This is a genomic window from Psychrobacter sp. HD31 (assembly GCF_051097895.1).
Classification (GTDB): domain Bacteria; phylum Pseudomonadota; class Gammaproteobacteria; order Pseudomonadales; family Moraxellaceae; genus Psychrobacter.
In genome coordinates this window covers 343,345-362,604 of sequence record NZ_CP142525.1, presented here as the reverse complement: position 1 = coordinate 362,604, position 19,260 = coordinate 343,345, and the positions used below count along the sequence as shown (strand labels likewise).

The 19,260-nt window shown below is 38.2% G+C and carries 20 protein-coding genes and 1 tRNA gene; 7 read left to right on the top strand and 14 right to left on the bottom strand.

The features are described from left to right. Positions 1–5: 5 nt before the first annotated feature. The 4 genes from VH441_RS01425 to VH441_RS01410 all read right to left on the bottom strand — a co-directional run bounded on the left by VH441_RS01425 (position 6) and on the right by VH441_RS01410 (position 5,632). On the bottom strand, positions 6–782 hold the full coding sequence (locus tag VH441_RS01425) for a lysostaphin resistance A-like protein (RefSeq protein WP_434353709.1): 777 nt from the start codon (positions 780–782) through the stop codon (positions 6–8). Positions 783–817: 35 nt separating this feature from the next. Continuing rightward, positions 818–1,702, bottom strand: coding sequence for an alpha/beta fold hydrolase (locus VH441_RS01420; RefSeq protein WP_434353708.1), 885 nt, complete (start codon positions 1,700–1,702; stop codon positions 818–820). Between the two features lie 5 nt (positions 1,703–1,707). Further along, positions 1,708–2,784: a signal peptide peptidase SppA gene (gene sppA / locus VH441_RS01415; protein WP_434353707.1), complete on the bottom strand. Its 1,077-nt coding sequence runs from the start codon at positions 2,782–2,784 to the stop codon at positions 1,708–1,710. Between the two features lie 151 nt (positions 2,785–2,935). Further along, a complete protein-coding gene (locus VH441_RS01410) occupies positions 2,936–5,632 on the bottom strand; it encodes a ComEC/Rec2 family competence protein (protein ID WP_434353706.1) in 2,697 nt (898 codons plus the stop codon). Positions 5,633–5,743: 111 nt separating this feature from the next. Between VH441_RS01410 and VH441_RS01405 the strand changes: the two genes are divergently transcribed. The 6 genes from VH441_RS01405 to VH441_RS01380 all read left to right on the top strand — a co-directional run bounded on the left by VH441_RS01405 (position 5,744) and on the right by VH441_RS01380 (position 10,615). Next, complete coding sequence (locus tag VH441_RS01405; protein WP_434353705.1) at positions 5,744–5,929, top strand: hypothetical protein; 186 nt, start codon at positions 5,744–5,746, stop codon at positions 5,927–5,929. Between the two features lie 8 nt (positions 5,930–5,937). Further along, entirely contained in the window at positions 5,938–6,867 is a 930-nt protein-coding gene (locus VH441_RS01400) for a TatD family hydrolase (protein ID WP_434353704.1), read from the top strand. Further along, on the top strand, positions 6,864–7,718 hold the full coding sequence (locus VH441_RS01395) for a tRNA threonylcarbamoyladenosine dehydratase (protein ID WP_434353703.1): 855 nt from the start codon (positions 6,864–6,866) through the stop codon (positions 7,716–7,718). Before VH441_RS01400 ends, VH441_RS01395 begins: the two co-directional genes overlap by 4 nt. Before the next feature lie 54 nt (positions 7,719–7,772). Beyond that, positions 7,773–7,849 (top strand) — tRNA-Val (locus tag VH441_RS01390). A gap of 602 nt (positions 7,850–8,451) precedes the next feature. Then, positions 8,452–9,582: an NAD(P)/FAD-dependent oxidoreductase gene (locus VH441_RS01385; protein ID WP_434353702.1), complete on the top strand. Its 1,131-nt coding sequence runs from the start codon at positions 8,452–8,454 to the stop codon at positions 9,580–9,582. Positions 9,583–9,598: 16 nt separating this feature from the next. Further along, positions 9,599–10,615, top strand: a complete 1,017-nt coding sequence (locus VH441_RS01380; RefSeq protein WP_434353701.1) for an arsenic resistance protein — start codon at positions 9,599–9,601, stop codon at positions 10,613–10,615. Positions 10,616–10,794: 179 nt separating this feature from the next. On the opposite strand, the gene VH441_RS01375 is transcribed toward VH441_RS01380, so the two are convergent. The 8 genes from VH441_RS01375 to VH441_RS01340 form a co-directional block, all read right to left on the bottom strand. Next, the gene (locus tag VH441_RS01375) at positions 10,795–11,517 is read right to left on the bottom strand and encodes an SDR family NAD(P)-dependent oxidoreductase (protein ID WP_434353700.1); all 723 of its coding nucleotides are present in this window, start codon (positions 11,515–11,517) and stop codon (positions 10,795–10,797) included. A gap of 25 nt (positions 11,518–11,542) precedes the next feature. Beyond that, on the bottom strand, positions 11,543–12,706 hold the full coding sequence (locus tag VH441_RS01370) for an NAD(P)/FAD-dependent oxidoreductase (protein WP_434353699.1): 1,164 nt from the start codon (positions 12,704–12,706) through the stop codon (positions 11,543–11,545). A gap of 46 nt (positions 12,707–12,752) precedes the next feature. Then, positions 12,753–13,220: a DUF3429 domain-containing protein gene (locus VH441_RS01365; protein WP_434353698.1), complete on the bottom strand. Its 468-nt coding sequence runs from the start codon at positions 13,218–13,220 to the stop codon at positions 12,753–12,755. Between the two features lie 52 nt (positions 13,221–13,272). Then, positions 13,273–14,730, bottom strand: a complete 1,458-nt coding sequence (locus VH441_RS01360) for a DASH family cryptochrome (RefSeq protein ID WP_434353697.1) — start codon at positions 14,728–14,730, stop codon at positions 13,273–13,275. A gap of 85 nt (positions 14,731–14,815) precedes the next feature. Beyond that, positions 14,816–14,989 carry a DUF2256 domain-containing protein gene (locus VH441_RS01355; protein WP_434353696.1) on the bottom strand — a complete coding sequence of 58 codons (174 nt, stop codon included), beginning with the start codon at positions 14,987–14,989 and terminating at the stop codon, positions 14,816–14,818. Between the two features lie 26 nt (positions 14,990–15,015). Beyond that, entirely contained in the window at positions 15,016–15,870 is an 855-nt protein-coding gene (locus VH441_RS01350; protein ID WP_434353695.1) for a Cof-type HAD-IIB family hydrolase, read from the bottom strand. 35 nt (positions 15,871–15,905) lie between these two features. Beyond that, entirely contained in the window at positions 15,906–16,280 is a 375-nt protein-coding gene (locus VH441_RS01345; protein WP_434353694.1) for a thiol-disulfide oxidoreductase DCC family protein, read from the bottom strand. A 27-nt stretch (positions 16,281–16,307) separates the two neighbouring features. After that, the gene (locus VH441_RS01340) at positions 16,308–17,933 is read right to left on the bottom strand and encodes a cryptochrome/photolyase family protein (protein ID WP_434353693.1); all 1,626 of its coding nucleotides are present in this window, start codon (positions 17,931–17,933) and stop codon (positions 16,308–16,310) included. A 187-nt stretch (positions 17,934–18,120) separates the two neighbouring features. Between VH441_RS01340 and VH441_RS01335 the strand changes: the two genes are divergently transcribed. Further along, positions 18,121–18,360, top strand: a complete 240-nt coding sequence (locus VH441_RS01335; protein WP_434353692.1) for a hypothetical protein — start codon at positions 18,121–18,123, stop codon at positions 18,358–18,360. Between the two features lie 2 nt (positions 18,361–18,362). Here VH441_RS01335 and VH441_RS01330 read toward each other — a convergent pair whose 3' ends face one another. Together VH441_RS01330 and VH441_RS01325 are read right to left on the bottom strand one after the other, a co-directional pair. Continuing rightward, entirely contained in the window at positions 18,363–18,497 is a 135-nt protein-coding gene (locus VH441_RS01330; RefSeq protein WP_434353691.1) for a hypothetical protein, read from the bottom strand. Positions 18,498–18,651: 154 nt separating this feature from the next. Next, the gene (locus VH441_RS01325; RefSeq protein WP_434353690.1) at positions 18,652–19,122 is read right to left on the bottom strand and encodes a MarR family winged helix-turn-helix transcriptional regulator; all 471 of its coding nucleotides are present in this window, start codon (positions 19,120–19,122) and stop codon (positions 18,652–18,654) included. Positions 19,123–19,260: the final 138 nt, after the last annotated feature.

The following is a 19,260-nucleotide window of genomic DNA, read 5'->3' as shown; positions in this document are numbered from 1 at the left end:
ATAACCTATCCAAGATTACCAACCGTCAATGAATACTGCCATAATGCCAAACCATTATTAAAAACATGCATCAAAATCGGGAGTAATACAGAGCCAGAGCGATAGCGTGCATATCCTAAAATTAATGCTAAAATAAAAATGCTCGCCATTTCAAAAAAATCATATTGCACATGCACCAATGCAAAAATTAACGCCATTAATACACTTGCAAATATTGCCCCTTTTTTTTGGTTAACAAACTGCTCGGCAGTTGCTTTCCACAAAACCCCTCTAAAAATCAATTCTTCATAAATTGGTACGATAATAACAAGACTTAATACAAGCAACCATAGTGGGTCTGCAGTGGCGTAAATTTCATCCATAAAAACCATGGGGTTGCGATTTGTCAAATCGGTAATAAATTCATTACCCACCACAAATAATACCCACAATGCAAACGCTTTTATTGCAATATTTAAATCAAAACTAACAACTGGTAAATATTGGTTGATGGCTTTTTTACGTAGTTTAACAATGGTGGCAATCAAAAAATACATAACCACAAATGTTAAGCACGATGACACACTGATTGCTGTCCCATTATTAACAACCTGCGCCATGGTGGCATCTATATCGGTTGCCATTTGTGCTGGCATCAGTAAAAAGGCTGCCATAACCAATGTTGCGACTTGCGTAACCACAAAAAAAAGCAATACAAAAACAATAAGAAAAAAAGTACCCACTTTGCCAAACAAGGGGCTTGTACCAAACAAAGATTGGCTAAATTGATTGTATTTAGACATAAAAATAAGCCGTAAAGTTTATTTACTGTTTTAAATTAGTTTGATGACTGCTGTGTATTAAAAATATCTAATGCCATTTCTACCACTGAATCAGGATATTCTAGTGGAAACATATGCCCACCGGTATGGACTTTAAATGGTATTTTTAGCCGTTTTTCTATAATTTGCGGAAACTTACGTTTTAGAAACAGGCTATCTTCGCCTATTATTAACGTCACCGGTGCTTTAGGCGCGCGGTTGGGTGTTAACCAATACCAAGAAGGATTGGTGCGAAAAATCGCCACCTCATTTTTTTTAGGGATAGCAAGGGTAAATTTACCATCTGCACGCTCTATCAATCCATGCTGAACATAGCCATCTAAACAACGTGGATCAAACTTGGCAAAAAATCTGTTTTTACTAAAGCTTTGTTTTGCTTCTTCCCTGCTTTCCCAAACATCACGGCGTTTTTTTGAAATACCAGCAGGCGATAATTTATCCATAAAGGTATTATCAAATAGTGGCAATTTATCAAGTTGCTTAGCCATATGCCAAATAAAACTGGTGATACCTTGAATCATGGGAGGGTCACATAAAACCGCTTGGCTAAATAAATCTGGCTGTTTATATATTGCCCGTAAAGTTGATAATGCACCCAAAGAATGCCCAAAACCAACCACATGAGGCACCTCATGCTTTTTGCACGCTGCAGTAACATTGTCGATTAATTGTTGACGTAAGTTATTCCAATGTTCATCAACTTCGTACCCACTGGTTGCACCAAAAAGCGCAATATACTCCACTGTAAAATACGCCTCTAGTTTATTAAACAATGGTTGATAAACTAGCGATGGCATGCCATTAGCATGGGCAAAATGTAACACTGGCTTGCCTGTTAATGCCGATTTAGGCAAGTGCGAAAAATCATAATTAATATTCATAAGATTTAGCGTAGCTTGGCACTTCCTTCTTCTGTTTGTAAGGTATCGCTAACAGCGGTTGCAAAACCTGCACCCATTTTTAACGCAAAACGGTCAAAAAGGTTTTGCATCGGGTCTACCATGGTGTAGTTGTGTGCATTAGATAAGTCCAAATCTTTCCCTAGCTGTCTTATACCGCCCGTTTTATCTGCCAAACCCAATCCAATGGCTTGTTCACCTGTCCAAAACAATCCTGTAAACAATTTGTTTTCTTCTGGGTTTTTAAGCTTACTACCACGCCCTTGTTTAACAGCATCAATAAAGTGCTTATGAGTATTTGCCAAAACACTATCAATATGTTGTTTTTCAAACGTTGTCATTGGGCGACCCATACTTAAAATATCTTTATATTCGCCCGCATGCATTGTACGCTCTTTCAAGCCCACTTTTTTCAACAACTCTTGGGCATCAAAGTTAGACATGATTACTCCAATTGACCCCACCAAGCTAGATGGATTAACATAAATTTCATCGGCTGCGGACGCAATGTAATACGCACCAGAAGCCCCTATATCGCCAATCACCGCATACAATTTTTTATCTGGGTATTCTTCACGCAAATCTTTGGCAGCCAGCCATATTTCATCTGACTGAACAGGTGAACCACCAGGTGAGTTAATATTTAACGCAACCGCTTTGGCATTATTATTTTCAAAAGCTTTTGTCATTGCCGCTACAACATCAACAGCATTTGCGGCAGAATCTGCTGCGATTTTGCCATTAATATCCACAACAGCAAGGTGTGATGTGCTCATACCAATGGTGTCTAGGCTACTGCCAGCGGCTGTCTCCGCTGTGGAGCAACTTCTGCCCATTAGCAAAAATACCAGCAGCAGTAGCATGCCTAAACTTAATAGCTTTGAGATAATACGCCAACGGCGACTTCTGCGCTGTTCTTCTACATTGGCAAGCATGGTTTTTTCTATCAAGTCCCACTCGCGCGCAGTTGGGTGTGTGTTAGGTTGCGCTAATGGCTGTGTTTGTTGCGTATCACGATCACCATGTGAATTGTTAGTGTTATTTGGGTTAGGTGGCCAATTCATGTTATTACCTTCTAAAAACTGTTATTTATATCTTAATTATTTGCTGTCGTTGCATTGTAACACTTTTTATTGTCTTTACCTTTTATGCCAGGTATCACGATTGTAAAATAGTGATAAGCCCATCAAGTGCTATTTTTAAATTTTTACTCGCTTAATCTTGCAAGTGTGTTAACTCGAGCAGTTTTTGTTTACTCTTCAATTGATTATATTGGTTGATTTCATCGCTTATTATGGCATTATCGGCTTGCCAGATGTTAACAATCGCCTTATCCACTTGGCTACTACTGTGTAATAGCCACATCCGTTTAGTCGCTTTTTGTTGATTATGACTAATATCATTTTGGCATAGCTGCTCCCAAACTTGCCACAATTTTTTATCCGTTGATATATCTATCATTAAGCTGTTTGTTTTATTGTTAAATGGCAGGGCTGTATTGTTGGTTGTTAAGTTTGCCCAAGCACTATCAAATTGGCTCACAACCTCTATCAATTTATTGCTGCTAACCAGTAATGCACAGTTGTGCATGGCAGTATGGCTAATCTGTTTCCAGCCAGTTATGGCTTTTATGGTAACACTACCATCCTCACTCATCCACTTAGCACCTGCAGTGCAAGGCAATGGCTCAATAAATGTGTCCTGTGTTTTTGTGGTGTTTAACTCAGTTACCCCTGCTTGCCAAACTTGGGCAACTGGCATTTGCGCTACCAAAGCTTGCGTCGCACTCGCTAAAACTTTACTGGGAGACTGCACAATAATGCCTGTTAAATGGTTAACACCCAAAGAACCCAATTGCGCTTGCAAATTTTGCATGACATTCATGTCCGTTAGTCTACGTTTATAACGGCTATTTGCAGATAAATGATCGGCAACAATTAACCAATTGTCGGTATGGGTTTGTAAAACCTGCGCGGTAATATAAGCATCCTTTGTTTGCAAAATGCCTAACTTTGGTTGTTGTGCACTAATATTGGTTTGGTTATATAGCACAAACCCCAACAACAAGATGGGCGGTAAACTAAATAACCGGTTAATCATGCCTTTGGGCATTAACCAAGGCAGTATTGCAAAAATTGCCACTAATATGATGCCTGCATTAATTTGCGTATATATCCAAGCATCAGCCCTATTAATATCACCAATCAGTATGTCATTTAAAAAGCTGTGTAATGCTAATAGTATATGATTTACCAAATGCCATAAATGTTGAGCAATGTCTGGCGATAACAAAAATATAAGCCCAGCCAATAAATTAAGAGGCACTATCACCCAACCATATAACCCAATGGCAAAAATGTTAACTAACAACCCCCACCAAGATACCTTGCCAAATAATAATAACGACAACGGCAATAAAGTAACAAACATCCATACCTGTACTTTAATTAACCTTAAAAAGTCGGTAAATACCCTAAACTGCTGATTAACATCTAATAAACCCATGTTGGATTGGTTAGTTTTGTGATTACCGCCACTACTCACTTCAAAACTTATTAATAAGCCAACAGCCACAAAAGATAACCAAAAGCCCGCTTGCCAAAGTACAAATGGGTCTATCCATGCCATTATCATAGCAACCAACAAAAGTACTTGATAACTAGAGATACGCATAAAAAATAAACGCATACCCCCCACCGCAACTAGCATCCAAAAAGTACGTGCCGCTGGTACATCAAAACCAGTAAACAAGGCATAAACCGCTGCGACAAGTATCATGATTATCCAACGCACAAGCCACCTTGGTACCACAAAGTAACAGCTTACAACAAACCGATTGATAATCGCCGTTACCAGCATACTAACAAGCAGTGCTAAAAATAAAACATGCGTGCCAGAAATTGCCAATAAATGTGATATACCTGCTAACTGATATAAGTTTTTTGTTGCTTTATTGATGAGTGCTCTATCCCCAGTTAACAAGCTCAATGTCACCGCTTTGGCTTGTTGTTCTGCTTCACTAAGTTGCGACCAACCGAGTAAAAAATGTTGCCTGACATTAAAGCGCATCTGGTTTAGCTGATATCTCAGCCCACTAAAAAAACGCTTATCTGTTTGGTTTACGGTTTTTAAGTTTAATTGATTAATTGCTAAAATCTTTGCCTGAGCATCAATATGACGTGTACGTAACCAGCGATGCTCATTAAATTTTTGCGTGTTTGCAGCAGTATTTTTTGACTGCTTATTAGCAGGTATTTTGGTTAGTTCTAACGTTAAGGTTGCAAGCTGATTAGGCGCAAGTTTATTTAATTTTGTAAACTCTGGATGATGTTTTTTATTTTTTAGTGTGGGATAGGCTGACATTAGCAGCCGTTTTTTTATTAAAGGCTGGATGCTTGTTGTATCAGGGGTAATGTCATTAAAATGGTTGGTGTTATTTGGTTTTTTTTGAAGATTAACTAGTAAAGGTTTGGCATCAACAATGGTTGCAATTTGGCGGTAGCCCATATCTGCACTATTGTCGTTATCATTGTACTGATAAACACTGTCACTAATGCCTTCTATTTTTACCATTGCTACCACACGTTGTGGTTGCTTTAACTCATTACTTTGTGCCTGCTGTGTGGCAACCATTGCTTGTACAATACTGGTTAATAGTATCAACAAAACAGCAAACAACTTTAAAACATTGGGGAGTTGTAAAAACAAAAAATTTGGTAAAAAATGCTGGCGAGATGATTTTTTATCAATAAAAATTGCCAGTAACCACAAAATCAATGAAGCCACTAAAATAAACACACTCAAAAAACCATTTATTGAGTTTGTCACTGGCGGTAAATTAACATTTGGTGCAATTGCCAACATCGCCAGCATTAACACAACCGAAACTAGGCTGATTATCCACCACTTCATATTAGCAATTTTACATCCTTGCAAAATCAAAAAAACATGAAATCAATCTAACACATATTGCTGGCTTTCACTATAATAATGAGTAGCCCCATTAAAGACTGAGTACACAATATGCCAAAAAAACAAACAAACAAAAAATCAAAGTTTATTAAGCTGGCGGTTGTTGCTGCGGTTTTGTTACTGGTACCACGCCGTAGTAGCCGTAAACCTGTTTTTGCAGAAAAAAATAAAAATAACGCCAACAATACCACAGATGCCAATCAAAGCAATAATCATAGCCACTCAACTGACACTTAGCACCTTTTATGAACATGCCTTTACAGCTGATAGATACACATACCCATTTTGATGACAGCAGGTTTGACCATGACAGGCTAGCACAGCTTAAACTTGCCCAAAATGTTGGATTAAAGCATATTGTAATTTCGGGCATTGAGTCATCAGGGTTTAACAAAATCATTGATACACAAAACCAACTCAATAACGCACCAATCCCTACGCAAACACACATTGCATTGGGTTTACACCCTTTTTTTATTAAAAACCATTGTGCTACTGACCTAAGTACACTTGAAAACTACATTAAAAAACACAAGTTAATTGCCCTTGGTGAAATTGGGTTAGACACCTTTACAAAAGAGATGAAGCAACCTGATGTGTTTAACAAACAGCAAGACTTTTTTATAGCACAGCTAGATTTGGCAGTAAAATACAAGCTGCCTGTACTACTGCATATCCGCAAAGCACATGCCCAAAGCTTACAGATTTTAAAAAAGCATGAATATAACGCACATAAGCTCGGCGGCATTGCCCATAGCTTTAGTGGCGGCGAACAAGAAGCAAAAGCATTTATTAATTTGGGGTTTAAACTTGGCATAACGGGGCAAATTACTAACCCAAATGCCAAAAAATTAAGGCGTGTTGTTTGTGCGTGTGTACAACAATTTGGTACAAGCTGCCTTGTTATTGAGACAGACAGCCCAGATATGATGCCTTTAAACAAGCAAATAATGCCAATCAGTGAACAAGTAAGAGATGACAAACAATTGACCACTAGCTCAATAAGCGAAGCAAACCAACTAAGCCAGCAAATAAATAGAAATACCCCTGCTAATTTACTCCATATTTTAACTGTGCTAAGCCAATTAATAAATTGCGATTGTGAGACATTAGCCAAGCAATTATGGCAAAATAGTACACAAGCATTACAAGTAAACTGGAAATACCCTTCATGACAACTGACAACAAACCACCCTACCCGCCAGCCGATCAAGACCCTACGACTAAAAGTGAGGATGATCAGTATCAACGTCGATTTGCAGGGACGGGACGGCTTTATGGTACCAAAAGTTTTACTCAGTTTGAAAACGCCCACGTTTATGTGATTGGAGTTGGTGGCGTTGGCACATGGGCTGCCGAAGGGCTAGCACGCACTGGCGTGGGTGAAATAACATTAATTGATATGGATGTGCTGGTGGCATCAAACGCTAATCGACAATTGCCAGCACTCGATGACAACTTTGGCGTTGCAAAAATTGATGCTATGGCAAAGCGCATGCGTCAAACTAACCCAAGGTTAAGATTAAACCTAGTAGACGACTTTTTGACAGAAAACAACGTTAAAGATTTACTGCCAACCCGTGAACAAAATAAGCAAGCAAATGCCAATGGGCAAAATATTGTTATTTTAGATTGCACCGATGATATGGCAGCGAAAATAGCCATTGCGTTACATTGCCGCTTTAATAAATTAAAACTCATTTGTGCTGGTGGTGCCGGTGGCAAAACAGACCCAACCCAGATAACAGTAAGTGATTTAAAAGACACTTTTCAGGATCCTTTATTAGCAAGATTACGCAGTAAATTACGCCATGAGAAAGGCATTAATACACAAATGAAAGAAAAATTTGGTATACGCTGTATATATTCTACCCAGCCTCCCATTGTGCAAAAAGCATGTAGCACTAGTGCTGAAAACGAAGCAACACAAGGTGGTTTACATTGTGGTGGTTATGGTTCTGCTGTGGCAGTCACTTCGGTTGTGGGTATGATAATGGTGAGTGAAACCCTAAAAATGATAACCTGATTTTAAAAACTGCTTGCAAACATAGCAAAATTTGATAAAATACCACCCTCTTTTAGGCATATAGCTCAGTTGGTTAGAGCACCACCTTGACATGGTGGGGGTCGCTAGTTCGAATCTAGTTATGCCTACCATATTTAAAATCCCCATTCTTAAGACTGGGGGGTTTTTTGTGCCTTTTTTATAGCTCAATTTTGTGTAAAGCTAATACAAATTTTTAAAAATGATAATATCTCATATTAGATGGATTGGGAATCCAACCTACAATTTTACAATGTGTTCTATGTTCTAGTAAGTCTTAGTACTCCTTTACAAGTTTTACACGATAGTTATTTTAAATACTGCTTTTATCGTCTGTTTCTATTTTGCAAATCTCACCCGTTGGCTAACAATAAATTTTAATTTTATAGTAAAAAATATTGATACTTTGAATAATAATGTTATATTATAACATTACATATTAAGAATGGTTTTCATTATCATATTTTGTAAAACATGTTACTACAAGGAAAGTTAATGAAGTTTTATATATAGAGACAAAATACAAACCTGATACAAAAATTTTTATCAGTAAATTTAGCTCTATATTTTATAACCTCAAACAAGCTTTCATTGTAGTAATTTTTTATGCCTTAAATATCGTTAATAAAGCTGTAGAACATAAAGAGTGTCTTACTTTAACTTTTAATTTCATTAGCTATAGACATTAATAATTAATCAATAATTTTTTTCTTCCATGAATAATGCAATAAAATCTCCCATTATCATTGTTGGCGCTGGTGCTGCTGGTATTGGAATGGGTATTCTACTAAAACGCCTTGGACTCCCCTTTGTGATTATCGATAAAGGAGAAGTCGGGGCATCATTTCTGCAATGGCCACAAGAAACTAAATTTATTTCTCCTTCTTTTACGGGTAATTTTTTTGGGGCGGTTGACCTTAATGCAGTAACGCCTGAAACTTCACCAGCATTCACTTTATCGACTGAGCACCCAACAGGTCGGCAATATGCCAAGTATCTAAAATCATTGGTAGAACATTATGATTTACCTGTGGTGACGGATGTTGAAGTTGAGAACTTTGATTACGATGAACACGACGATTTGCCATTCGTACTTGATACCAATCAAGGCATGCATTTCGCTTCACATGTCATTTGGGCTGCTGGCGAATTTCAATATCCTCATTACGGTAACTTTAAAGGTGCAGAGCACTGCACACACTATGCAGATGTGTGGGCGTGGTCAGACTTTATCGAGGATGATAACTTGTGTGTTATCGGAGGTTATGAATCTGGCGTAGATGCAGCCTATCAACTTTCTAGACTTGGCAAAAAAGTAACCTTGTTTGATGGCAGTAACCAACTTAACTTTCACAGCAGCGACTCAAGCTACAGTTTGTCCCCTTTCACTCGTGACCGTTTTAATAGTGTAAAAAGTCACATCAAAGTCGTGAATGCAAAAGTAATGAGTATCGAAAAATTTGATGATGGTGGTTACACCTTAACGACTTCAGAAGGTGAAAAATATAGCACCAATACAGCACCAATAAACTGTATGGGCTTTGATAGTAGTACAAAGTTAATTGAGCATTTATTTGAAGTTGAAGATGACCATCTAAAACTTAACGCACTGGATGAATCCACTCTATATCCAAATCTATTTTTGGCAGGTCCTCAAGTCCAACATGATAAAGCTTTATTTTGTTTTATTTACAAGTTCCGCCAGCGCTTTGGCATTATTGGCGAAGTATTAAGCGAAAGGTTGGATGGCGATAAAAAGCTACGAGAATCTATTATCGAACTATATAAACAAAACCAATTTTATCTTGATGACCTCTCTTGTTGTGATGATGAGTGTCATTGTTAGTGTTTTAGGAACTACTATGATTAAAGAAGCATTTATAACCAGCTTTTTGCTTTTAGCCTCAATCATTCTTGGCTCGTTAGCAGGGCTAACGGTTGAAGGGATTGATGTTATCAGTAATTACGTCGATTATCTGATTTTAGCATTAATATTTTTAGTATTTGTAGATGTGCCAATTAACAAACTAAAATCAGTAATCAAACAGCCAAAAGCTCTGTTGGTTGCTTGGCTTACCAACTTTTTGATTTTACCATTTTTAGGATATGGGCTGACTCAGCTCTTTTTACCTAATCAACCTTTAGTAGCCATTGGGTTGGCTGTGTATTTTATGTCGCCCTGCACGGATTGGTTTTTAGGGTTTACTCGAATGGCTAAAGGTAATACTGCTTTAGGTAGTATCTTATTGCCTATTAATATGTTAACTCAACTGATGCTTTATCCATTTTTTGTTGCATGGTTTAGTCAAAACACCATTGCTAGTATCAGTGCTAGTGATATTTTCAGCACCGTTACGGATTGGTTTATTATTCCTGTGTTATGTGCTGCCATGATAAAAGTTATTTCTATCAAAATACCTGTGCTGACCTCAACATTAAGCATGATGACAAATTGGATAATTTATGCCTTAGTTTTCGCTATTTTTGCAGTGAATGTCCATAAAATCATGGATAACTTATCAATTTTTGCGATTGTATTAATGACCGTGGTTGCTTTCTTTGCGATTAGTTTAGTCATTACAGAAACGCTTGCTAGAACTATGAAGTTACAACGTGATAACCACATCCTCTATACCATGACCACCACTGCACGTAATGCCCCGCTAATGTTAGGACTTACAATGATTGCTTTGCCAAATGAACCATTAATTTATGCGGCACTGATTATTGGTATGTTGATTGAGTTTCCATTTTTAACTTTACAAGTTTTGAGGTTTAATGCGACTGATGCTTTAGATAAAAATGATAGTGTCAGTGCAGAGGCGTCTTCTAAGAATAACCTTACTGGAGAAAGCGAACCGGCTATCATTGCTCATTGATTAAATAGATACAGATATTGGCTCATGTTAATTAAACAATTTTAGCCTGCTGTAGGTGTTTGATTCTTTAAATATGTATTGTTTTAGTTTAAAAAATAAGGTTGTGCAGTTACAACCTTATTTTTATTTTGATGATTACTAAAATGTTTATAAACTTTCAGCATCTTAATTTTTTGCAATCAAGCCCCTACCTCAACCTCAGCCCAATCAAAACACTTGCCCGAGTCTTCACTGGCTAATTTATCAGTCACCGCAATTAACGATTTAGCTGAGAACTCGGCAGTGAAAAGTTTACCTTCGGGTACATTTTTTTGAAAGGGTTTGGACAACTCACTGTCCACCGTACCTGGATGCAGACCAACGAGAATGGCGTTTGGATTACTTCGTTTGGTTTCGATACTTGCCGTTTTGACTATCATATTTAGTGCTGATTTTGATGCACGATAGGCATACCAGCCACCCAAACGATTATCCGAGATACTGCCGACCCGAGCCGACAACACCGCAAAAACTGACTTACTTTCTTTACTTAACTTGGGTATAAAATGCTTAGCGATAATGGCAGGTAAAATGGTATTCACCGCAAACAGCTGTTCAAAGTTACGCATTGACAACTGGCGTAACGATTTTTCTGGTTGTACCCCGTCATTATGCAAAGTTCCTGTGGCAACAAACACATAGTCTAATTTGTGCTCATTGGTAATTTGTCTTGCCAGCTGTTTTAGAGATTCTTCATCTTGCAAGTCAATTTGATGATGACTGATATTATCTTTGGTTAAATTACCAGTTGGAGCTGAGCGAGAAATGGCATGAATGTGAGCATTGGGATAACGGTTTGCTAGCTCATCAGTGATGGCTTGTCCAATTGCTCCTGTACTGCCAAAAATAGCGATGTTTTTCATAACGAACAGATTCCTCTATTATCAGTTATTGTGAATCAGCCAGTGCTTTAATCAGGCTATTTGCCAACGCATCCCCACTCCTAAACGCATTTTCCACACTGCCTTTAATAAGCCAGTCGCCAGCAACGCCAAGTTGTGCCTCGGTATCTAATAAGTAGGCGGATTGATTTTGATTATATTGCTCAAGCTCAGGGCTAGTATTGGCATAACGCCAGCGGTGCATGCCCATATGCGTTGCTTGTTGTAGCTTTTCTGGCTCAATTTTTAAGACATCACTAGTGGCTTTGAGTAATTCAGATTTAACCCATTCTTGGTCTGCATCTATGTGCTGTTCTGCCCATTGATTACTGGATAAAATGGTCAAGGAATAGGCATCAGGTCGCATGGGTTTTTGGCTATTTACAACGATGCGACTTAAAGCAGAATCTTTGATTAATGCCACATCAAAATTAATATCTAGTGGCGTGTCAAACCCTAACATTAAGGCATAGCAACCATCGGTTTTACTTTGTTCAATACGAGGATAAAAAGGCAAACTGCTTGGAATGAGTTCAACTGCCTGTTCGGGAGGAGCGGTACAAATTACCCAATCAAAATTACCCAAGTCGCCTTGTTCACCTAATGCTAATGGTGTGCCGATTGCTTTATTGACTTTAGCGCCTGTATCGCTGGTCAACTGCCACTGTTGACTACTATCTTGTGTACTATGTTGAGTCTCAGCGTTTGTGTCCTGTGAATGCTCTAAGTTTTCAACGTCTAAATCGACTTTTTCTATCTTGCCGACTCTTGTACCCAGCTTTATTTCTACATTATTTGTCAGTTGTTTGGCGATAAACTTCGCCATTTCGTTCATTTTTGGTTGAGCGACAAAGTATCGATTGGCTTGCCATTGATATTGGTCAGTCACTTGTGTGCCAGATACTTCAGCTACTTTGGCTTGCCAATCGCTTAATACGCCTGCCTCTAGCATAGGGTTAATAAAGGTTTGAAATTCATCAGATTTTGCAATAAAGAATGGAGCACCATGGTCAAAGTGATGAGGTTCTGCTCGGCGTGTGGAGGTTCGACCACTGACGCCTCTGGCTTTTTCAAACAGGGTAATTTGCACATTGGGCAGAGTCTGTAAGCGATGAGCAACGGTTAATCCTGCAATACCTGCACCGATGATGGCAATTTTTTGTGATGTCATAATAGTTTCCTAGAGAATTCAAATTTCTAAAATTAAGTACAAACGATTAAAATAAAAAAAGTGTTAAAGCACTCACAAGTAATGATGCAACCACAATCATTGTTACTATTACTCGAATGCGATAATAATTTCGCCCAATTATTTTGGCTTGCTTTAGGTGGTAATCAATAAATAAAATTGCTAAAAAACATACAGATAAAAGCAATAAAAAGACATCAACAGATAAAACCAAATATGCCAACCATAGTAAAACTGCCATGATATTGGTAAAAATAGGCAATCGAAGTAACCATGGATTATTTTCTGATAGGCTTAAGTGACTCCCCCATTGGCTACCCAACATAAATGAAGCGATAAGTATGCCGTACCCCCTTAATACTTGAGTCGTTTCTCCCAAATATGGCAGATGGTTTAAGCCAAAGAGCAGTAAAAACATACAGACAATAAACGGAGTTGCCCCTGCCAAGGTTAAATAAGGGAATAATATTTTTTGCGTTGTTGCCGTCTTTTTCATTATTTTTATATCCTCATTCAATATGCAAATTTAGCACTTTAATTCAACATAATTAAACATACCAGTCCACCATGTCCACACTATCAAGCACAGTGGCATCGTCATTACCGCCCCATTTTTTAATGAACTTACCCTCTGGGTCATACTGTTGCGTTTGCTTATCAAGATTAAATTTACGAGAGCCTCGTGGGTCTGCTCCCACGCCTGCTAAATATTGCCAATTGCCCCAATTACTCGCCACATCATAATCAATCAGCTGTTGTTCAAAATAACTTGCGCCATACCGCCAATCCAAACCAAGCTCATGAATAAAACAGCTGGCAACGAGCTGTCGCCCACGGTTAGACATATAGCCAGTGGCTTTTAATTGCTTCATACAAGCATTCACAATTGGATAAGGGGTACTGCCATTTTTCCAACGTTCGTAGCGTTCGCCATAAAAGCACTTGCGAGAGGGTTTGCCACTTATGCCACGCATACGAAACAGCTTTTTACCGTGCGTATTGGCATACCAATAAAAATACTCTCGCCAAAGTAGTTCAAACCAAATCCAATAAGTCGAATCGTTCGCCACTTTTTCACGCTCATACTGCCTTAATCGGTTGAGTAACACTCGTACGGATAGCGACCCATTGGCAAGCCAAGGTGCAAAGCGTGTTGTCTGTGACCATGACGCTTGCGTTGTCGTATCATCGTTTAAAAATAAGGTATTGCGGGTTTCTTTATAAGTTTTCGGAGCATCCGACTGAAAATAGCTTTGTAAATGTGCCAATGCTTGATGTTCGCCTCCAATAAAAGGCGATGTTATCGATTGATTATCAGCAAGCTCAGCAATATCTGCATTATCGAAATCCGAATTAGCGACATCCAAAATCTTGGGCAATTGCACACTTTTTAGATAGTTAGCCGCCATCACTGGCATACTGGGTAACACGCTTGGGGTGGGCGAAATTAGTAAATCATTTTTCGCTGTCAAACAGGGATGCGATTTTTCTACCAATTTACGAAACTCAGTAAACACTTTTGGCAACGTTTCTGTTGGTCGTGTCTCATAAATACTGTGAGTAGTGGCGTAATACCACTGAGTATTGGTGTTCTGTGCAAGTAAACGGTAGCCCTGATTTTGGTCATAATCTGCCGTACTACTGACAAAAACATGCCCAACATTAAACTCGTTAATCAATGTTTTAATCTGATTAAAGGTTGTCACGCCTGCTTTCTCTGCATCAAGATATAGCAACCCATTGCCAAGCTGTTGTAGCGATTTGTCAAGGTTTGACAAGCTTTGCAATAAAAACCATGCCCTTGCTTTGCCCATTTTTTCATGTTGGCTGGCATGAAATTCTTGCCCTCGGTTTTGAGTGGGCAAAAACAGCTTTTGTTTTGGATACACAATCAGCAAACTGTCGCATACCGTTGATGCTTTTAGCAAAGTGGCATTGTCATGTATGCGTAAGTCATTATGGAGTATGACCATGCCGATGGTTTTATTAGACTTTGAGATGGTCATGGCTGTGCCTTATTTGGAGTTAGGTTTGGTTTTAATCTAGGTTTCAGTTTCAGTTTGAGCTTCGCTTTTATCTTAGTGTTAACGCTTATGGATGAATGGCTTGCTTATTACCCGAACAGCGTTTGGAGCAATAAACGACCTCGTCCCAATTGTTTTGCCATTTTTTACGCCATGTGAAGGGGCGTTTACAAACAGGACAAACTTTACTGGGTAAATTAGATTTTTTGATGGTCTTATTACTGCCTGATTTTTTCATCATCTCATGGTCTTTTAGTCAGTTGTTCGTTAATTACCGCTGTCATCATTAAATACACCATATTCTGTTAATGCCGTTTGTATGCCGTTTTCTTCTATAGAGCCTGTTACTTTACCATTGTGAGCTAAAGCCGTTTGTTTTAATATTTCTGCGCCATCTGCCATCGCCACAGGACAACCGACTAGCTCAAACATTTCAATGTCATTATTGCCATCGCCAAATGCCATACAGTCAGCAGGCGATACCTCGTAATAGTCACAAATATCTTTAACGGCTCTGGCTTTTGATGCTTCTATAGGCAAGATATCTGCTCCCATCGCATGCCAATGCACAAGCTTTAATCCATAATCGGCAAAATTAACTGGTGCAAGTTGCTCATTATCGCCTTCAAAAAAAACAGAACATTGATACACATCATTGGCTTTATAAAAATCTGGATCAATCATAAAGTGATGGTTTTCATCGATGAGTTTACGCAACAGCTCATGCCTTGGTGAGTTACCTGACCAACCAATGTGTGTTGTGGATTCAAACTTATAAATAATGTCTTGTTGTTGGCAAATGTCTACAATCAGCTTGGCTTGTGCTTTGCTAAGTGGATAATGCTTAATCTTTTGGTCTTGTTGGGCATTTTTGGTAAATGAATATTGCCCATTCATACAGATAATGGCATCTATCACACCGCTGTCATGCAAGTCGATGATGTCCTCTGGCAACATAGGCTTAGCCCGCCCCGTGGCAATCACCACTTTAATTTCGGTTTTGGCAAGTTGCTCTAAGGTGGATTTGTTATGCTCGGCTAAAATACCATCACGACTTAAGGTGTCGTCAATGTCAAAAAATATGATAGCGGGGGTGAAAATTTGTTGTTCAGTTATTGTCATAATACAATTGCCTTACTTTATTTTTAATTTGTGTCTTATCTTTTATTACGTTGCCACCGATACCACTTAAGCCAAATTCGATAGCTCAACTTCCCAAACCAAGACAATGGCGGTTTGCCAAGCCATTTAGCAAAGGGTGCATATTTAGTTTGTTGCCATGCGTAGATATTTGCCTCATAGCCTTTTAGCCACTTGCCATCGCTTGTGCGGATATGCAGCTCATCATACAGGTTGTTAATCTCTGATTCGTCAATATCACCTGCTGTTTCTTTGGTAATTTGATTGATTGGTATCAATTCTAGCGAATCCTGTTTTAGCCGACACAGCTTATCCATTTCAGCAGAACAAATAGGACAGTCGCTGTCGTAGTAAAGGATGTCTTTTGATGATGATTGGGGTTTGTTATCCATGTGCTAACTCTTCATTTAGCTCTGTAGCTATTTTGTATTTAGTTCAGTACTTAACTCTGCATCTAATTTTGCTAGAAACTGTTCAGCCTGCTGTAAATGTGCTTGTTGCTTTCTATCATCCATCTTATCCCACAGGGTTAGTAACATCCCAATGCGAGGGTTTTGTCCAAAAAACTCTCTTTGCTCCTGCATAAATCGCCAAAACAGTCCATCCCATGTTTTTGCCCATGCCACAGACTCGCCTTTTGATTTAACTTGATAATTACTCATCTTCGCAAGGTAGTTACTGCCACTGATATACGGCTTAGTCGCCATTAGACCACCGTCGGCAAACTGGCTCATACCATACACATTAGGTACCATTACCCAATCATAGGCATCAACAAACAGCTCCATAAACCAACGGTACACCTCATCTGGGTCAAACTCGCATAACAACATAAAATTGCCCAATACCATCAAGCGTTCGATATGGTGGCAATAACCCGTTTCAAGAATTTTTTTGATGGTGCTATCAATCGGTTCAATACCCGTCTGTCCTGTATAAAAACTTTTCGGGATTTTGCGAGTAAAGCCCCAAAAATTGGTGGTGCGTTGTTGCCTACCCACCGACTCATATAAACCATACATAAATTCACGCCAACCAATAATCTGACGAACAAATCCTTCAAGCGAATTTAGTGGTATCTGATATTCTTCTGCAACCTCTAATGTGCGATTGATAACTTGCTCAGGTGTCAGTAAGCCAATGTTTAGCATGGGTGTTAGTACACTGTGGTTGAGTATGCTTTCACTATCGACAATGGCATCTTCATACACGCCAAAGTCAGCAAATCGAGTACGTAAAAAGTCTTCAAACCACTGTTCTGCTTGCTCATGATTAATAGGATAACGAAAGTCAGTATTGATGTTGCCATAATGATTGGCAAAGTTGGTTTGAATATACGCCACTGCATTTTGGTAATGCTCTGTCACTGGTGGAAAATTGACTTTGGGCGGTGTTTGCTTGCGTGGGTATTTTTTACGGTTTTCGGCATCAAACGACCATTGCCCGCCAATGGGCTTATTGTCTTCTGTTAATAAAATTCTTTCACGCTTGCGAGCTTGGATATAAAAATTATGATGAAATAGTTGTTTTTGAACAGGTTTACTCGCTGTGTCTACATGGTTTATATGGCTCATATCTGGGGCAAAAAACTGCCAATATACCGATATTGGATTTAAAAACATGGGACTTGGTGCAGGACGAAAACGAATATTTTTTGTAAGTAATGCTTGTTGCAATCGCATACGCAGCCAATCATCTACTACATCAATATAATGAATCAAATGGATGTGTTCAGGGTCATCGACATGTTTTATTTCAAAGCTATTGATTAATTTTCGACAATCGCTGTGTTTGTGGCTTGAATCAATATAAATGACGGTTTTACCTGCTTCTATCAGCTTTTTTTCATAGACTTTCATGCTGGCACGATGCAAGACAAGCTTTTGTTTATGAAAGGGATAAAGGGTAAAAAATAGATTTTCTTCTATTAAGTAGCATTCATCTTGCCATAGACTAACATCAGCAAACAGCTGATGTGGAAAGATAAGGCTGATTTTGCGTTTATAAAATAAGGAATGTGTATCCGAGGACGTAGCTTCCGACATATGGGGGTCCTTATTCGACTTATCTAATGATAACCTTGTTATTATTCACTTTATATTCTTTAAGTTTTAATACAACAAGCAATTGAATACTTATTAGTTAATTATTATACTAGATAGTAACATTTTATAATTGGTTTGGGTAGCCTTAATCAAAGAACTATATAACCATCAACATTTAGGAACAATAATGAGTCCAAAACAAGACAATCATGAGCTAGAAGCAGACAAAAAACGCCGAATCATCCATGACTATCTATACAAGGTTATGGAACTGAATCCCGACTTGTATTATTCATCAACTGCTGAGGTTGCACGAGAGGTTCATTTGATGATTAAGGAGCATAAAAACAGAATGCCTGTTGAAGAACAGGCATTGTTTAGAAAACTAACCGTCAGAGATGTGGAAGTGATTTTAAGCTTTCACTAGCTTTAGCTGTAACTCAAGCGTTTGTGTGCTGTACTTCGTATTGGTTTGTTCTTCATCTTTCGAACTTTATTGGTATGATTGATACTGTGGTTTCTTGAAGTGTCTAGCTGTCGATGTTTAGCAAGTCTACCCGTCACTCGTTTTCTCCAAACTTTAAAGCTGGCTTTATTTATAAAATGTATTAAAAACAGGATAAGACAAGACACTCTCACTTATCTAAAAATATAACAAAAATTACATTTAACTCTTTTTGTTTTTAGCACAATCAAAAGCTTGTTTTCACATAGCGGATTATGAGTATTTTTTTATTATTCTATTTAAAAATTTAAAAATCACATCCATTTCTTCATCGCTAAAATCTGATAAAAACTCATCATTAATAGATTTAATAAAAAGTATGATTCGTGGGATTATTTCATTACCAAGTTGACTTAAAAATAATGTTGATGCCCTACCATCTTGTTTACACGCTTTACGTTTAACCAAGCCATTTTTTTCCATTCGAGACACTAACCCGGTGACTGTTGATTTTTTTAAGCCCAAAGCATCACCCAAATCTTTTTGATAACACCCTTCTTTTTTTGCAATATAGAGTAAAGCACCAGCCTGTGTAACCGAAATACCCAATTGTGCATCACATTCGGCATCTACATAGCCAAATAAATGATGGCGTGCCATATTGAATAAAAAGAAAAGACGTTTATCTTGATGTCTACTTTTTTTGCTAGTAAGGTTAAGGGGATTGAGTTCTTCTGTTTGCATGACTAAACTTAATTTGTGTAAAGCATTTAGTTTAATTTTTATTATTTGGTTTTGTCAATAATTTATATTACCCATGCATATCGATAAGCTCAACTTGTAAAAAAAACAAAGACCCATGTTAAATCTTTGTTTTTTAAA

Excerpts from the sequence above, each read along its gene's own strand:
- VH441_RS01375 (WP_434353700.1), bottom strand. The coding sequence starts at position 11,517 with ATGAAAAACATCGCTATTTTTGGCAGTACAGGAGCAATTGGACAAGCC.
- VH441_RS01365 (WP_434353698.1), bottom strand. The coding sequence starts at position 13,220 with ATGAAAAAGACGGCAACAACGCAAAAAATATTATTCCCTTATTTAACC.
- VH441_RS01350 (WP_434353695.1), bottom strand. The coding sequence starts at position 15,870 with ATGACAATAACTGAACAACAAATTTTCACCCCCGCTATCATATTTTTT.
- VH441_RS01325 (WP_434353690.1), bottom strand. The coding sequence starts at position 19,122 with ATGCAAACAGAAGAACTCAATCCCCTTAACCTTACTAGCAAAAAAAGT.
- VH441_RS01355 (WP_434353696.1), bottom strand. The coding sequence starts at position 14,989 with ATGATGAAAAAATCAGGCAGTAATAAGACCATCAAAAAATCTAATTTA.
- VH441_RS01420 (WP_434353708.1), bottom strand. The coding sequence starts at position 1,702 with ATGAATATTAATTATGATTTTTCGCACTTGCCTAAATCGGCATTAACA.
- VH441_RS01335 (WP_434353692.1), top strand. The coding sequence starts at position 18,121 with ATGAGTCCAAAACAAGACAATCATGAGCTAGAAGCAGACAAAAAACGC.
- VH441_RS01395 (WP_434353703.1), top strand. The coding sequence starts at position 6,864 with ATGACAACTGACAACAAACCACCCTACCCGCCAGCCGATCAAGACCCT.
- VH441_RS01380 (WP_434353701.1), top strand. The coding sequence starts at position 9,599 with ATGATTAAAGAAGCATTTATAACCAGCTTTTTGCTTTTAGCCTCAATC.
- VH441_RS01400 (WP_434353704.1), top strand. The coding sequence starts at position 5,938 with ATGAACATGCCTTTACAGCTGATAGATACACATACCCATTTTGATGAC.
- VH441_RS01425 (WP_434353709.1), bottom strand. The coding sequence starts at position 782 with ATGTCTAAATACAATCAATTTAGCCAATCTTTGTTTGGTACAAGCCCC.
- VH441_RS01360 (WP_434353697.1), bottom strand. The coding sequence starts at position 14,730 with ATGACCATCTCAAAGTCTAATAAAACCATCGGCATGGTCATACTCCAT.
- VH441_RS01340 (WP_434353693.1), bottom strand. The coding sequence starts at position 17,933 with ATGTCGGAAGCTACGTCCTCGGATACACATTCCTTATTTTATAAACGC.
- VH441_RS01410 (WP_434353706.1), bottom strand. The coding sequence starts at position 5,632 with ATGAAGTGGTGGATAATCAGCCTAGTTTCGGTTGTGTTAATGCTGGCG.
- VH441_RS01405 (WP_434353705.1), top strand. The coding sequence starts at position 5,744 with ATGCCAAAAAAACAAACAAACAAAAAATCAAAGTTTATTAAGCTGGCG.
- VH441_RS01385 (WP_434353702.1), top strand. The coding sequence starts at position 8,452 with ATGAATAATGCAATAAAATCTCCCATTATCATTGTTGGCGCTGGTGCT.
- sppA (WP_434353707.1), bottom strand. The coding sequence starts at position 2,784 with ATGAATTGGCCACCTAACCCAAATAACACTAACAATTCACATGGTGAT.
- VH441_RS01370 (WP_434353699.1), bottom strand. The coding sequence starts at position 12,706 with ATGACATCACAAAAAATTGCCATCATCGGTGCAGGTATTGCAGGATTA.
- VH441_RS01345 (WP_434353694.1), bottom strand. The coding sequence starts at position 16,280 with ATGGATAACAAACCCCAATCATCATCAAAAGACATCCTTTACTACGAC.